Genomic DNA, 15,907 nt, shown 5'->3' on the forward strand with positions numbered 1-15,907 from the left:
TGTTTTGGGACTACGGCTGCGTTGGGTCGGGGAAAGGAGTAGGAAAAATAAATAACACTGATCGTGCTTATTGGGATTTCTAATGGGTAGCTGTGCTATTTTAGGAGTAACATGGAAAGAAAAGTTAAGGGGAGATGCTATGAGCGAAGCAGAGACTGCAGGAATTGTTAAGGTGGAGGAAAAAGAAGCAGCCCTCAAACCTTCTACCAAACTACCAGGTAACCGCCCGATCGGGGCAAATGGTCTGCAAATAGCGAATGTTTACCACATTGCTGGTTCCGATCGCCCTGTGGCATCTGCCAACTTGCAGATAGTGGAGTATATTGGTGGGAATCGTCCTGTTCTGGCAACCAGCTTAAAGATCAGTGAAATTTACTACGGCAATCGCCCTGTGGCTCCCAATACCTCAGAAGACTCCTACACCCTTATGGGCTTTATTGACTAGAGAGCTGTACCCCTCTCATCTAGCTCGGAGAGGGGATTGACTTCACTATCATCACTCCAACCGATCGCTCCTTCTCTCCCTGTAGTGAAGGTGGTTATATTCAGTTCTTCTAACTTAGCAGTGGTAGGGGGAAGGAGTCTGTTAGTGGAGGCAACTAGTGTAGTGATTCCTGCTTGCTTGACTAACTCTGGTAAAAGTTCTCCCCCTGACCACCAGAGGACGGTGGCTCTGATCTTCTCCCCCTGCTCTAGGAGTTGCCGCTGTTGCTGCAGAGTCATATTGCCAATAAATAGCCAGCGATTGTCTCCGATCGTCAGGACCAAAGCGGGTGGGTTCGACTGGATTACTTCGATCGTGACCTTGTCATCAAGAGTGATGACCTTACCTGGTTCGAGGCTTTGGGGGGTGATCCCAGCGCGGTTAAGGTCGGCAATCAATTGACGATAGGTTTGGGACATACTTAAGTCCTGCATGCTAGCAAACTGCTCAATCTTGACACCCTTATCAAGGAGGACATGCCAACCATCACTTACATCGGGGGTGCTGTGGGTAGCAATGCCCCAATCTAAGCGGGTTATGCCCTGCTTCTGCATAAAGCTGACCAAATTCAAGGATGCGTGGGAGCGGTTACCTGTGTTGATGAGGATGTTTTTACCCTGGGACTGAATTAACATCACGGGAGCAGACCCCGAATCAAATACTATTGCCTGGAATAAACGACTGCGTTGCCAAACTTGGGGGATAAACAGGACTGCTGCCACTAGCAAACCCGCCATTAGCCAACGGGGAAACTTCATTTCCCAGACCTGCTGTTGTCTCTGCCACCAGGGAGAAAGCCAGACTAGAATAATCAAACCGTAGGCTAAGGTCATTTGCCAAAGAGCGATCGTGCCTGTTGTCCTAAAACTGCCTGGTAGATTCCCCACTACTGTGACAATTTGCATTACCAAGATTGCTATGGGTTTGAGGAACCAAGCTAGTACGGCTCCCGCGGGCACATAAATTACACCCCCAATCCCACTCACAATTCCCCCCAAAATCAGGACCACAAATAGGGGAGAGGCTAGGAGATTGGCCAGCAAAGAATAAGCACTGAATGCGCCAATGCCATACAGTTGCAAGGGCAAGGTCCAGACAAAAGCAGCAATGGGGACAGCAATACTACTGGCTAACAAGGGGGGCAAATTCTGTAAAGTCCTATTGCTAATGCTTGTGGCTGTAGTCTGGAGTCCCAGGGTAGCTAAAAAGCTAAACTGAAACCCCAAATCCCATAGCCATAGAGGGTTGTAAAGCAGAAGCAAGACAGCAGCCAGGGCTAGGCCACTGAGGGGGCGACTTTTCCGATCGAGTAGTTCCCCTGTCATTAAACCAATCCCCATCACCACTGCTCGCAGGATGGAAGGACTGATCCCCGTCAACGCTAAATACCCTAGTAAACCCCCCGTACCCACAAGGAAACGCGGGAGCGGTGGTAACCCTTGACACAAAACCAGGACGAAGGCTAAAACGATCGAGACGTGGAACCCTGAAGCTGCCAGGGCATGGGCTAGTCCTACCTTAACAAAATCATCTTTTACTTGAGGGGGTAAGTCGACCGCGCGGCTACCTAACACCAACGAGCTGAGAAGGACGCCTTCTGGCATCCCTGCTCCCCACACGTGGGCTTTGGTCATACGATCGCGAATTTGCCATAGTCCCCAGGGAGGTGGTTGCACTATTTGGAGGTTACGCCCCGCTAAACCCGCGAATATACCCTGCCGTTGTAAAAATTGGCGAAAGTCGAACTGATGGGGGTTCTTGGGTGCGTTGGGTTTGTACAAATTGCCCTGGATTTTAACCACCTGCCCCGGACGGACACCAGTGACTTGTAGGACAGAAACGGTTGTGTATAACTTCCCCCCGACTAATTCCCCCTGTTTTGCCTGAGGGAGGGTGAGAGTTTCCGCCTGTAATGTAAAGCGGGCTTTGCCACTGCGGGTAAGACGAGGAGTGTCTAAAACTTTGCCAGTTAGGACCGCTCGCTGGATTGGTGCTTTGCTTGCTACATCATTGGGCACAGGACGGGGGGCTCGCCAATTAGCGTAGAAATAGGCTCCCACTCCCACCAGGACAAACAAGAGCCATACCCAGGGCTTGAAGTTCTTCTCCTGTAGGCGCAGCAGCACGATCGGTAGGACTACCCCCAGCAGCAACAAACAAAGCCCCGCTTCTAGGCTGGTGACCCCACTGGCGAGGATGCCCACAAGAAAGGCTACTGTGAGACCTAAAAACGCTAGGTCATCCATTGAGAGCTTGGAAGGTAGCCCTCAGCAGTTCTCTTACATCCACGAGTTTGCGGCTACCATCGCCCAGTTGCACAACTATGGGGTCAAAGAATAGTTCCTCTTCCCGTTTGAGAGCCTCTAGTGTGGCTTCTTTGATGAGAGTAGAGGAGGGAAAAATCAGCACCCCTGCCTTGACAGTTTCCAGGAGAACCGTAAGGGGACGTTTAGAATAAATCTCCTTGCTGTAGGCGCGATTCATAAAGGAGTCAAAGCGAAAGCGGGAAATCACGGCAGTGGGCACGCTGTCCAAGGTAATCAAGACACCAGGTAATTCAGGGTTATTAGCAAATCTCTCCACAACGGCGCGCCCTTGGGTAGTCGCACCATCTACTTCAAAGGCGAAGGATGGCAATGACTCCAGAGTGGAAGTAGGGGTAAACTGAACTGATGTGAGCATAGTTTTGCCAACGCTTTCCTTTAGCCTAGTAGCAAAGAGTACCTTAGACAAGAGGTTCAATCCCCATGGGCAAGCCCGTAAAGATTTTGGTGATGAATGCTGGCTCTAGTAGTCACAAAGCCTGTCTGTACCAGCTACCTGACCCTACCCCCTGCTGGCAAGGTGTAGTGGACTGGACAAAAGAACTGGGGCAAGCAGTAGTAACGGTAAAAACTAATCAAGGTAAATGGGAACAGCAGCTACCTGCTCCCGATCGCGCTTCTGTACTGCAGGATTTTTTAGGGACAATTTGGCAGGGGGAAAGACGGGTACTCGAGCGGGCAGAGGAAATCAGGGTTGTGGGGCATCGAGTTGTCCATGGGGGTCGAGTCTATCAGCAGCCAGTTGTGATCGATGAGCAAGTGAAGGCGGCGATTAGAGAGATGAGTAAATTTGCTCCTGTCCATAATCCTGCTAATTTGGCAGGAATTGAATTAGTGGAGCAGGTGTTGCCCCAGGTGCCCCAGGTAGCAGTGTTTGATACAGCTTTCCATAGTCAGATGCCTTTGCCTGCCAAGGTTTACCCCCTCCCCTATCGCTATTTTGCACAGGGGATTTATCGCTATGGTTTTCATGGCATCAGTCACCAGTACGTGGCGGGGGAGGCAGCGAAATTTCTACAGCGGGACTTGGCTGACCTGCGGTTAATTACCTGCCATTTGGGTAATGGTTGCTCTCTGACGGCAGTACGAGGCGGAATTAGTGTCAATACCACGATGGGCTTTACGCCGTTAGCAGGGGTGATGATGGGCACACGATCGGGAGATATTGACCCTGGTATTCTCATTTACTTACTACGGGAGGGGATGACTGCCGAGGACCTCGATCGTTTGCTCAACCGTGAATCGGGCTTACTGGGTGTATCGGGAGTTAGTAATGACTTGCGGGCAATTTTAAGTGTAGAAAATAACGATCGAGCTAAACTGGCTTATGACATATTTATTCATCGCCTGCGGGGAGCGATCGGTTCTCTCATGGCAGATTTGGGAGGATTGGATGCCCTTGTATTTACAGCAGGAATTGGCGAAAACAGCTATAAAGTGCGGGCAGATGTCTGTGCCAATTGGGAATTTTTTGGCATTAAGGTTAACCCCGATCGGAATCAAAGTCGACCCTGTCCTGTTGATATTTCTGCTGCTGACAGTAAGGTCAAAGTGTTAGTTATTCCCACCCAGGAGGATTGGGCGATCGCTCAGGCTTGTTATGAATTTGTAGTTAAGGGAGTGGTATAGCCCTTAATTTCTTGCCCCCACAGAATAGTATTTTGTGCTAAAGAAAGGGAGGTTTTGCTGTTGAGTTGCCAGGAGCAGTCGGGGACTAGAGCAAATATGCCATCGGGGGGTGTAATTCCTAAAATTTGACAGGGCTTTATGCGCAGGGCTTGTAGCAATTCTAGGGGAGTTAATTTCTTAGTGGTCACTAATTGCTGCCACAACAAAGGAAAGGCGAATTGTAAACCGATCGTGCCTGATGGTGCTACTTCTATCGGGAGCATGGTTTCCTCGTAGGTGTAGGGGTAGTGGTTAATAGCGATAGCATCGATCGTGCCATTTTTAACCGCTCTGATCAGTTCCTCTTGGTCTGGGGGATGGGGTAAAGGAGGTAACAAACGGAGATGGGGACTAAAAGAATCAAGGTGACCCGTATGCCAAATCAAATGTGTCCATAGCACACTAGCTGTAATTGGTAAATGTTCATTTTTTGCCTGTTCTAAAAGAGCGATACTCCCCCGACAACTTACGCCCAACAAATGTACAGGGCAACGAGTTAACCGCACTAATTCTAACACGCTGAAAACAGCGATCGTTTCTGCTATATCTGGTGTACCCCCTAAACCCAATTTAAGGGCATGCAAACCTTCCCTCACCACCCCTTCTGCTAATTGAGCTTGCAATGGCACGAGTAACACAGGTTTTTGATAGGGAGCCAGATATTCCAAAGCCCGACGTAGGAGTAGTAAATTCCCGATCGGTTCAGGATAAGCAAATCCTACTACTTTTTCCAGTAGGTCAGCGTACTCGCATAAATTTTCCCTGTGGTAGAGAGAACCCCACAAAAGAAACGGATGGGGCACATAACTAAGAAAGTAATCAACAGCAGATACATGAGTAATTCCTTGATAGGGCATCACAGCCACTCGACCAAAACCACCACCCTGAGCGCATTTTTGCAGACTAGCTAAAGTTTCCCTTACCTCAAAACCTGGTTCTCCACTACGACTAAATAGGTCAACCAAAGCAGGTACAACCACCAAAGAATTAGGCTCCCTTTGCACAACTCCCCCTGGTAAATTCCCAGGATTAACTAATATCCTGCCTGGTGAGCTTGTCGAACCAGAGCTTGTCGAACCAGAGCTTGACTTCGATAAACTCAGTCCTACGGTCGCATCCCTGCCTGGTGAGCTTGTCGAACCAGAGCTTGTCGAACCAGAGCTTGTCTCACTTTGTAGTAAAACATTTGCCAACAACACCGAGCGATCGGTGAGCACCATAGCTTGCGGGTAATAGCCACTTACTTCAGCAATGCTGTCAACCATTTTTCTGTCTCAGCTGTTCTTTGGCATTTTGCCACAGTTGTTCCAGCTCAGCTAAAGTGCATTCCTGCAACGGCTTGGGGGCCTGTTTCTCTAACAAACACCACCGATCGATAAACCTCTGATTTGTACCCATCAGCGCTGCCGTGGGGTCTAACTTGTACCAGCGGGCGATCTGTAACAGAGTAAAAAGTACATCTCCTAGTTCTTCCGACTGCCGATCGGGATTTTCTGTTGCTAAAGCGTGGCGAAATTCCTCCATTTCTTCGGCATACTTAGCCCAGACTCCCTCAATATTTTCCCAGTCAAATCCCAGCGCTGCCACCTTCCCAGAAATTTTCATAGTTGCTTCCAGAGGCGGTAAACTGCGCTGATATTTCTTTAGCTTTTCACTCAGGGGTGGATGCTGGTTTTCCTCATCTTTAATCTTTTCCCAGTTTGCGGTCACTTCTGCTGTATTATTTACCTGCAAATTACCAAAGACATGGGGATGACGGCGCACCAATTTTTCACTGATACCCCTAGCCACATCTGTTAGGGAAAACTCTCCCCTCTCCTGGGCAATCTGCGCCTGTAACACCACCTGCAATAACAAATCGCCTAGTTCTTCACAAATGGCACGACTATCTCCCGATCGCAAAGCATCCACCGTTTCATAAGCCTCCTCAACAATGTAGGGCATCAAAGTTTGGGGCGTTTGGGCTAAATCCCAGGGGCAACCTGTTTGGGGATGACGTAATTGCGCCACGATGGTGATTAACTCTCCTAAAGCCGCTAAAGTAACATCTGTGCCAATTCCTGGTCTTGTTGTGTCCATGCTGCTACTGCCTCCGTCATAATCGCTGTTGTCGATTTCCCTGCCTGATACGCCTGTAGCCATCTTTGTGCCTCATTGCCCTTGTGCAAAATCTGCAAGAGCGGTGACAGAAAGCAATTTACCCCCCGATCGCAGGCTAGAGGATAAACCTGTTCATACAACTCTCTAATCCAGTCCTCGGCTCTGATTTTACCTCCCCTTTCCCAGTGCACTAATTCCGCCGCCAAACTCGATCGAGCTGCTGCCCTCTCGTTTTCATCAGCAATAGCGATCAATTCTGTCGGTGTAAATTTCCCACCCAGGGGATCGAGATGAACATTAGTTAGCACCATCCACAGCCGCATTTCCAACAGAGCCGTAATAGCCAGGAGAGCGATCGGGTCAGACACCAAATCCGTGATTCGTAATTCCAAACGATTGAGGTCGTAGGGTCTTCTATTGCCATTTGGGCGCACGGCACACCAGAGATGGCGGACATTTTGCATCGTACCCAGGCGCAGTTGTTCTTCCGTCCAGTTAATGAAATGGTTGTGGCTGGTAAACAAAGGCACATAGGCAGGAGTTTTGGGAAAAATTTGCCAACGGGTGGAATGAAACCCCGTCACTTGGCTATCCAAAAAAGGTGAAGATGCACTCAAAGCCAAATATAAAGCTGCTTCCATCCGCACCACCCTTATTGCCCGCATCAAGGTTTCCCCATCCTCAATCCCTACGTTGATGTGAATACTAGTGGTGACGACATTGGTACCGTAGGTCTGTTCGATATAGGAGTGATAAGGATTTTGTGGGTCCGATCGTTCGAAGTGGTCACTTCCCCCCAAAGCCATCGTACTACCAGGAAGGAGAGTGTAATCCCCCTGGGTCGCCAAAAACTGCCGCAACTGTTGCCTAGGCATTACCAAAGCTGGTAAGAGCTGTTCATAGCGTCCTAGGGGGGGGGTAGTGTACTCCACGTTGCGATTATCAGGCTCCCGTACAAACCCAGGCAAACGACTGACAATCAAACTGGAGAAACCCACCACCTGTCCCTGGGGCGTACCTGTGTAGACTTCTACCTCAAACCCTTTTGTTAGTAACACCAGACCTCAACCGACCGATCGGGTCTATTATCTCCCACAAATTGCCCAAATACCAAGAATTATTTAATTTTCCCCCCTCCCTTGCAGATTATTTGTTTTGCCAGCATTGATCCAGATAGAAATATAGCCACTTCTTTAGCTTATTTTTATAACTTGATACCACAACCTTGTCTTGACAGGCATTACTGATAGTGCTAGGGTATGGCTATATCCACCTGGGGGCTGTAGGGTATGGATGAGATGGAAATTGCCGCTAAGTTAGAGAAATTTTTCGGTATTTCTGGGTTACAAATTCAGGTAGTGTGGCAGGATGATGATTTAGTAGTGGTATTCAATCGACCAGCTGCCGATCACCTAGAATATAATCAAATGACTAAGCAGACAGTTAAATTACTACAAGACCTAAAAGTACCAGCACCTCAGCGATTAATCTTCTATTCCCGTATTTTAGGGCAAGAAGAACCTGACTGGGATAAAATTGTCAAAGTCAAAAAAGCAGGTGTATCTAAACCGACAGCTGCCGAGGAAGAACTAACGGTATTGCAAGCAGAAGAGAAACCAGTTCCGACGCAGGTAGTTTCCCCTAATAAACCAAAGCGCAAGGAAAAACCAACACCTACTCCCATCAAAGAAGAGATAAAAGAGTCAGAACCGATCGTTGTCAGTCCACCTCAGCTCTCAGACTTTTGTTTTACTCGCAACAAAGCCTTAGTTAAAGCTGAACTACCAGCTCCTGCCCAAAAGGTTGCTGAGCACATCAAATTCTTCCATGAACTGAGTGAGAGAGTAAAACTAGAATTAGCCCCTGTTTTAGAAGACTTTTTCAAGAACCCTGACAAGACATCACTGGTTTCTGTCCCTAAAGAATTGCGGAGTTGGTTTGAGGAATTGAAGAAGCTTAAAGATGATGAGTTCCGATCGCAAGCTATCTGGTTGAGTCGCTACTGTTACAATCCCGAAAAAACAATGGAGGAAGTCAATGCCCTGTTTGAGAAACTAGTAGAACAAGAACAGGAAAAACATAAAACCTTAGAGCCATCCCCTGAATCTATTGCCCCTACTGCTACTATTAGTAAACGATCGGGTAGTGCAGCTACTACTTCTAGTCGGTCTAGCAGGCAAGTTGTATCTAAGAGGGCGCAGCGTTTTACCCCTGATGAGTTGGTATTTATGGCAGGTGGTAGTTTGCTAATTGGAGCGATCGGGTGGTTTTTGTGGGGAACAGCAGCAGCACTTACTCCCTTTGGTTGGATTGCCGCGATTGCAGGTATTGCTTCAGGTGTTGGCAGTATCTTAGGAAATCAGGGAATTAGAACTGCAGCAGCTTTAGTATTATTGGTGCTCTATTTGATATTCTTTGGTTTTGGATTCATTATTCTTTGGATTGAGTTTTTGGGCTGGTTAACAGGGTTAATTGTAGCAGGAGCAGTGACCTCCATGAAGGAGAGTAGTGGGGCTGAGAGTATTACTGCACCGAAACCATTCCGATTACTAGTCGTTTACGGAATTGTAATTTTAATTGGTATGGGTTACGCTGCTGCGACATGGTTTCCCAGAATGCAAGTAACAGTTGGAGAGGGAGACCCGAAAGGAAGTAACCCTGTTGATATAGTTGAAGTTACAGTTACAGATGAGACCATTAATATGTCTAAGACGCAGTTAAAAACCTCGTTTGCTATGAGAGTAAGTAATCAAGCTAGCAAAGATTGTGATATAGACATTAGTCCACAAAGTGGTGGTGTTAGCTATTCAATTAGCCCTAGTCCTCTAGTTAAGAGCAGGAAGACTGAAACACTGAACGTGGAATTATCTAATGGGGGTATTTTTCGTCTAGGTTGTCAGGGTTGGTTATCAGAGCCAAATCTTCTGTCTCTCGATGGTCCTATTTTCACTGCCAAGGATGATTAAATAATTAATACCTTAATGTCAGCTGTATCATTCTTGAATGTTTGGTTAGAAATTATTTGTTTGCTCCTACCACTAAACAATGTTTTATCTTGTGTTTGGGCATTGGTAGGAATGGTAATTTACTGTCGAAAGCCAGAACTATACCATGTAGAAAAGTCTGCCCATGGAGTTTGGTGTGTTTTGGCGGGATGGTTTGTAGTTACTGCCCTTTTTTCCCCCGATCGTCTAACTGCTCTGTTGGGGTTACTGGATTTTATCCCATTTATGATATTTGCTGTAGTGGTTAGTTATTTAGCTAAGAGAGAGGAAAGGCAAACAGTAATAGCTAGAAATTTAGTAATCAGCAGCATTCCTATCAGTTTATTTGGCTTATTCCAGGTGGTATTTAATCGACCTGACCTACAGCTACCCCGTTTGTTTTCCAGCTATATTATTCCGTTAGGTAAGAGTCCTGATGGTAGGATTCTCTCCCTATTTGGTCACTTCAATGAACTGGCAATCTTTTTAGTGATGGTTATTCCCTTAATGGCTTACTTTATCAGGCACGCCAGAGGTAGGGATAAGTGGCTTAGTTTAGTTGCTCTCCCAATCAGTTTAATTTGCCTATATTTCAGTGGTTCACGCAATGCTTGGGGGGTGGCAATTGTAGGATTTGTAACTCTTTGTCTTTACTATCGTTTCTGGCTTGGTGTCATAGTAATTCTAGGTGTAGCAATTGCATTGATTGCTGCAGTTTGGCTACCTTTTGCTGAGGGTTTGAGAGTGCTATTTCCTAGTAGGTTAATTGAGCGGTTAGCTAGTACATTTGACCCCAATAGAACTGATTTCTTTTCAACTGCTAGTCGGTGGAATGCCTGGCAGATTGCTCTAGACTTAATTGCCCAAAGACCGATTATAGGTTGGGGCTTACGCAACTTTCCTGTAGTAGCAGCAACCCAAGGTAAAGACTTGATGGGATTACCCCATGAACACAATTTATATCTATCAATTGCTACTGGCAGCGGTTTAATTGGATTATTACTATTTTTGACATCAGTATTATTGCCTCTATTGCCCAAGGTGGAAGAATCACCTTTAAGATTTATGTTTCGCTGTAGCATAGGACTCTACCTGTTATCGTGTATATTGGACATTACACTATATGAGCCGCGTATCAGTTTGTTATTTTGGCTATTGATGGGAGTTTTAACAACGTGAGATTAAATTACTACCCTGTAAGACTGACAAACGATCGTTTGGTTTTCCTGGTCAATATTGCTACAGGTTGGGGGGAAATTGCCCCATTGGACATGCATACTACTACCCAAAAAATGATTTATGAGGAGCTAGAATACTGGCAACAAGCATTAGAGCCGATCGTTGACATTTCTGTAGTTGAGGTAAAGAATTTTAGCTGCAGCATGACCTGTGGTAACTATGTTAAATGCGGGGTAGAACAAGCACTTCTACATCATCTAGCGAATCAACAAGACAGAACTTTAGGAGAGTTACTTTCCTATCCAAATCAACCGATAATAGACGTTGACATAAATGGTTTAATACCGAGGGTTAAGCCAGCAGAAGCTGAAGAAATGACAAAGAAACTAATTGATTGTTCTTTCACTACTATCAAAATTAAAGTCGGTAGCCCTGACATAAGCGAAGACATTGATCGTGTCAAAGTAGTGCGACAGATAGCAGGACAGAACATAAAAATTCACCTAGATGCTAACGGTGCTTGGACAGTAAAAGAAGCAATAAACAATCTTCACTCCCTATCAAAGCTTGACATTTCCTACATTGAGCAGCCTGTGAAGGCCATAACAGAACTAGCCATGGTTAAGCCAAGCAGTCCCATACCCATAGCTATTGATGAAGCAGTTACTTGTAGTGAGGAACTAACACAAGCGATCGAGTACAATTGTTGTGATATGGTAGTAATTAAACCAATGTTGTGGGGAGGACTATTATCAGCACAGCAGGGTATAGAATTAGCACAGCAGAGTAACTTACCAGTAGTACTAACGGGCACATTGGAGGGGATAATTGCTAGGTGGGGTGTATATGAATTGGCGAGAGCTTGTCACATCGATCGGGCTTGTGGTCTAACAGGTTATGATTATGTAGAATTTAATGTACAGGATAAAATTAACCCGCTACCAGCAAAGCTATGGCAACAAAAATAGCACAAGTTCTAGTAAATTATCCTGGAATTGAAGATTTACTCAGCTACTCCATACCTGATGATCTAGCGATCGATATTGGTGATATTGTTACTGTACCTTTAGGTAGGAGATTTGTTAACGGTCTGGTTATGGAATTAACTGCAGCAGAAAACTTAACTCTAGCCAACCTAAAACCGATTGTTGATTGTGTTAGCACATCAATCCTTCCTGATTCCTATTGGGAAATGCTGCGATTTACTAGCGAATATTACTGTACTCCCCTGTTGCAAACATTACGTGTTGCTCTGCCTCCTAAACTACTACAAACACCATCCGATCGGGTTCTCTTAACTGCTAATGTAGCACAAGATAACCTTTCAGAGAATGCTCTGCAAGTTTTTTATTTTCTAAAGTCATACCCGCAGGGAGTTAGTAAGCGTTATCTGCAGCAGAAATTATCTAACCATGCGGTTAAGGGATTAGATGAACTCAAGAGAAAACGGTTAGTTAAGGTATTGCCAACCCTACCTGAAAAAATCAGACCATGTACAGAATTAATTGTTACTCTGCTCAAGTTGCCCGATGTAACCTTAACTACTAGACAAGCTGAAGTGATGCATGTTTTACAAAGATTAGGGGGAGAAGTCAAAAAGACTGAGTTAATTAAAGTTGCCCAAACCAGTGATAATATGATCAATCGACTGGCAAAACTAGGTTACATTAGTATAGAAGAAAGAGATGTGTTGCGATTCGCTTACTCAATTAACCAAGATAGAGACCAGCCTAAACAGTTAAACGAAGCTCAACAACTAGCTTTAAACAAAATCTGTTCCTATCTGGAACAAGCTCAAACAATCTTGCTGGAGGGGGTAACGGGTTCAGGGAAAACGGAAGTCTATTTACAAGCCATAGCTAAGGTTCTGGCAATGGGAAAATCTGCTCTTGTCCTAGTACCAGAAATTGGCTTGACTCCCCAACTAACCGATCGGTTTTGTCAACGGTTTGGTAATGAACAAGTGTTAATTTATCACAGTCAACTGTCGGATGGCGAGAGATTTGATACCTGGCGCTATTTGTTAGTAGGTGAACCTAGGGTTGTCATTGGCACTAGGTCAGCAATTTTTCTGCCGCTAATTAATTTGGGTATGATCATTTTGGATGAGGAGCATGACCCCAGTTTCAAACAAGACCAACCCCAACCCTGTTACCACGCCCGCACAATTGCCCAATGGCGTAGTCAGAAAGAAAACTGTCCTTTAATTTTGGGTTCAGCAACCCCCTGCGCCGAAACTCTCCATCGCTCTGATTTAGTCGTTCTGCAGCTACCCTACAGAATTGACCATCGTCCATTACCACCCATAAAAATTGTGGATATGCGACAGGAATTTAGTGCAGGTAACCGATCGGTTTTTAGCCGTTTGTTACAAACAGAAATTCAGACTATGCAAGGGAATGGTAAACAGGGAATCCTATTCGTGCCTCGACGGGGTCATAGCACTTTTGTCAGCTGTCGCAATTGTGGTTATGTGGTCATGTGCCCCCACTGTGATGTGTCTTTGTCCTATCACTTAAACAGTGAATTTCCCCGTGGTCAGTTGATCTGTCACTATTGTAACTATCGCCAAAATCAGACCGAAGAATGCCCACAATGTGGTTCTCAAGCCTTTCGCTATTTTGGTACTGGTACACAAAAAATAATGGAGGAATTGACAAAACTGTTTCCCACTCTCCGCGTAATAAGATTTGATAGTGATACCACGAGGAATAAAGACCAACATCGCTACCTGTTGACAAAATTTCAACAAGGAGAAGCTGATCTCCTAGTGGGAACTCAGATGGTAACAAAGGGTTTAGATATTCCTCAAGTTACTTTGGTGGGCGTTCTAGCTTCTGATAGCTTGCTGTATCTATCTGACTTTAGAGCAGGGGAAAGAGCAATGCAGTTACTTTTGCAAGTGGCAGGCAGAGCAGGTAGAGGCGAAGACCCAGGTAATGTCATCATCCAGACCTATAACCCTGACAGCCCTGTTATACAAGCAGTTGTCAGCTATGACTATCGATCTTACATGACAGAAGAAATACAACAGCGTCTGTCTTTTAACTACCCCCCTCAGTGCCAAATAGCGGTCATTCATCTGAGTAGTACAGAACCCGATCGGGTAGAAAGAATTGCTGCTAAATTAGCAGAATATTTGTACAAGCCTAATTCTTGGGAGCTGCTGGGACCAAGCCCTGCCCAAATTCCACGGGTAGCAAATCGCTATCGGTGGCAAATTATGTTAAAGCGTCCTTTCTCTTCTCCGACTTCATTTCCCACCTGGTCAGAATTACGCCATCAAGTCAAAGACAAAAATATCAGAATTACAGTTGATGTTGACCCCCTACACATTCTGTAGCTGTAGTGCAGAGTATAGGTAAAATACTTGAGTATGAACTAGTTGGTGTTGGAGGAGGACTATGGTGTGGCGGGCAGGATTATTGTTACCCCTGGTGTTGCCCCTATGGTGTGCCCCAGCTGCTACGGTAGAGGAGAGCTATGTCCCACCTACAGAAGTGATCATTGAAACCAACGACTACAGCGAGCCGACGATCGTGCGGGGGGAGCAAATTCTTGAACCTGTGCCGCCACCTACCTATACCTACGAAAATATTTATGTCCCCTCTGTGCAGGTAGCTGTTCGTTCCCTCTCGCCCCAAGAAATCAGGGAATTCAAGGTACCAGGGGGAATGCAGTTTCCTTTACCGATTCCTGGTTGGATTAGTTCTGTGTTTGGTTATCGTATCCATCCCATTACGGGGGAAGAACGTTTCCACCAGGGTACAGACATTGCTGCGCCAGCGGGTACCCCAGTCCTAGCGGCTTGGGAAGGCACAGTGGAAATTGCTGGTTGGTTGGGAGGACTTGGTTTTGCTGTAGTCATTGCCCACGACAACGGTAACCGTGAAACCCGCTATGGTCACCTCTCCCACATCCTGGTGGAACCAGGACAAACAGTAAGCCAAGGACAACCGATCGGGCTGGTTGGTAGTACAGGTCTTTCTACTGGACCACACCTCCATTTCGAACTCTGGGAAAAAGAAGGAGAACAGTGGGTAGTTAAAGACCCTACACCTGCTCTAATTGCTGCTCTTGCTCGCCTGGAAACCTACTTAGCCCGTAAGTCTTAATTCCCGCCCCTTAACCAACTGAGCCAGCCTGGCATATTTTTCTTCTGTTCCTGGGATTTTGCCTCCTTGATACGGGAAACCTGAGGTAGATATTCTAGGGCGATCGGTTCCCTGGGATTGCACTTGAGAGCTTCCTCAAAACTAGCTTTCGCCATAGCAGGCAATTTTTGATTGAGATACACTAGACCCAGCAAAGCATGGCAACGACTGTCACGATTATTCAGCTTTAGGGCTTGTTTTAGCTCCTTGAGGGCAATTGCCCACTCCTTCCTTTTAATCGCTACTTCTGCTGTCTGCATATGCATAGCGAAACCACCCCGATTGATGGGAGCTGCAGGGGCAGGAATTGCTTTTTGTATCCGTGTTTCTGGAGGTTGGATTTTGGTGTCATCGCTTTTACTTTTCACAGTTTGCCACTGTTGTTGAGGGGAGGGGGTCTGTAATTTTGTCTGATCATCCCCCCGCTCAATTAGATGAGTGCACCCCTCCTTGGCTAGGAGATATACTAGGTTTAGCTCACTGATGTCCCCTGCGTGGTCTAATATCCGCCCTATCTTCTGATACTGTACAGCAGCAACCATCCGTACAGCTTTCTCATAGTTCTCTTGGGTAGGCGATTTGACTAACGCCTTGGCTACGTCTGAATACACCACTACTTTCTGTGCCCGCTTGATCATGCGCTTTGCCACCAGCTTCATCACGTTGGAGTACTCTGCTCGCTCCCTAGCTTTGTTGAGAGCAAAGTAAGCAGGGTTAACCATACGGGCAAAGTAGCGGTTTCCTACCTCCCTTTCTTCAGGGCTAAGATTGGATACGTCGGGGTGTAGTTTCTTAGCAATCGTCAAATAGCGATCGCGTACCTGTAAAGGTGTTGCAGTGATTGGTACCCCCAAAACAGCGTAATGATCGTCAAGACCCTGCTGGGCAATCCCCCGCTCAATCTTCATAGACCTACTAATTTGTAGTGCGGTGTGCATTACACGTTCAGGAAGAAACCAGTAAGTAATAGTATACCACCAAACTTCGGATTATTGGTCTGGCACCTGTTATCTA

At 46.2% G+C, this 15,907-nt stretch carries 13 protein-coding genes; 7 read left to right on the forward strand and 6 right to left on the reverse strand.

Annotated features, from left to right (window positions below):
* Window positions 1-139: 139 nt before the first annotated feature.
* On the forward strand, window positions 140-445 hold the full coding sequence (locus NZM01_00680; protein ID MCS6958551.1) for a hypothetical protein: 306 nt from the start codon (window positions 140-142) through the stop codon (window positions 443-445).
* Here the strand turns inward: NZM01_00680 and NZM01_00685 are convergent.
* Both NZM01_00685 and NZM01_00690 read right to left on the reverse strand, forming a co-directional pair.
* The gene (locus NZM01_00685) at window positions 442-2,730 is read right to left on the reverse strand and encodes a ComEC/Rec2 family competence protein (GenBank protein ID MCS6958552.1); all 2,289 of its coding nucleotides are present in this window, start codon (window positions 2,728-2,730) and stop codon (window positions 442-444) included. The genes NZM01_00680 and NZM01_00685 overlap by 4 nt on opposite strands.
* Window positions 2,723-3,166, reverse strand: a complete 444-nt coding sequence (locus NZM01_00690; protein ID MCS6958553.1) for a hypothetical protein — start codon at window positions 3,164-3,166, stop codon at window positions 2,723-2,725. Before NZM01_00690 ends, NZM01_00685 begins: the two co-directional genes overlap by 8 nt.
* Before the next feature lie 65 nt (window positions 3,167-3,231).
* Here NZM01_00690 and NZM01_00695 point away from each other — a divergent pair, with 65 nt between their 5' ends.
* Window positions 3,232-4,437: an acetate kinase gene (locus NZM01_00695; GenBank protein ID MCS6958554.1), complete on the forward strand. Its 1,206-nt coding sequence runs from the start codon at window positions 3,232-3,234 to the stop codon at window positions 4,435-4,437.
* Here the strand turns inward: NZM01_00695 and NZM01_00700 are convergent.
* Genes NZM01_00700 through gshA form a run of 3 tightly spaced genes read right to left on the reverse strand, consistent with a single transcriptional unit; the run spans window position 4,407 to window position 7,634 of the window.
* Window positions 4,407-5,741, reverse strand: a complete 1,335-nt coding sequence (locus NZM01_00700; protein ID MCS6958555.1) for a dihydroorotase — start codon at window positions 5,739-5,741, stop codon at window positions 4,407-4,409. The genes NZM01_00695 and NZM01_00700 overlap by 31 nt on opposite strands.
* Window positions 5,734-6,555, reverse strand: coding sequence for a nucleoside triphosphate pyrophosphohydrolase (mazG, locus tag NZM01_00705; protein ID MCS6958556.1), 822 nt, complete (start codon window positions 6,553-6,555; stop codon window positions 5,734-5,736). The genes NZM01_00700 and mazG overlap by 8 nt, the downstream gene beginning before the upstream one ends.
* On the reverse strand, window positions 6,513-7,634 hold the full coding sequence (gene gshA / locus NZM01_00710) for a glutamate--cysteine ligase (protein MCS6958557.1): 1,122 nt from the start codon (window positions 7,632-7,634) through the stop codon (window positions 6,513-6,515). Before gshA ends, mazG begins: the two co-directional genes overlap by 43 nt.
* 231 nt (window positions 7,635-7,865) lie before the next feature.
* Here gshA and NZM01_00715 point away from each other — a divergent pair, with 231 nt between their 5' ends.
* The 5 genes from NZM01_00715 (at window position 7,866) to NZM01_00735 (ending at window position 14,854) form a co-directional block, all read left to right on the forward strand.
* Window positions 7,866-9,542: a hypothetical protein gene (locus NZM01_00715; GenBank protein ID MCS6958558.1), complete on the forward strand. Its 1,677-nt coding sequence runs from the start codon at window positions 7,866-7,868 to the stop codon at window positions 9,540-9,542.
* 180 nt (window positions 9,543-9,722) lie between these two features.
* A complete protein-coding gene (locus tag NZM01_00720) occupies window positions 9,723-10,739 on the forward strand; it encodes an O-antigen ligase family protein (GenBank protein MCS6958559.1) in 1,017 nt (338 codons plus the stop codon).
* Window positions 10,736-11,707, forward strand: a complete 972-nt coding sequence (locus tag NZM01_00725; GenBank protein ID MCS6958560.1) for a hypothetical protein — start codon at window positions 10,736-10,738, stop codon at window positions 11,705-11,707. The genes NZM01_00720 and NZM01_00725 overlap by 4 nt, the downstream gene beginning before the upstream one ends.
* Window positions 11,692-14,082, forward strand: a complete 2,391-nt coding sequence (priA, locus tag NZM01_00730; GenBank protein MCS6958561.1) for a primosomal protein N' — start codon at window positions 11,692-11,694, stop codon at window positions 14,080-14,082. The genes NZM01_00725 and priA overlap by 16 nt, the downstream gene beginning before the upstream one ends.
* Before the next feature lie 61 nt (window positions 14,083-14,143).
* Window positions 14,144-14,854, forward strand: a complete 711-nt coding sequence (locus tag NZM01_00735; protein ID MCS6958562.1) for a M23 family metallopeptidase — start codon at window positions 14,144-14,146, stop codon at window positions 14,852-14,854.
* Here NZM01_00735 and NZM01_00740 read toward each other — a convergent pair.
* Window positions 14,851-15,831, reverse strand: coding sequence for a DnaJ domain-containing protein (locus tag NZM01_00740; protein MCS6958563.1), 981 nt, complete (start codon window positions 15,829-15,831; stop codon window positions 14,851-14,853). The genes NZM01_00735 and NZM01_00740 overlap by 4 nt on opposite strands.
* Window positions 15,832-15,907: the final 76 nt, after the last annotated feature.

The sequence above is a fragment of the Pseudanabaenaceae cyanobacterium SKYG29 genome, assembly GCA_025055675.1.
GTDB lineage: Bacteria > Cyanobacteriota > Cyanobacteriia > Pseudanabaenales > Pseudanabaenaceae > M5B4.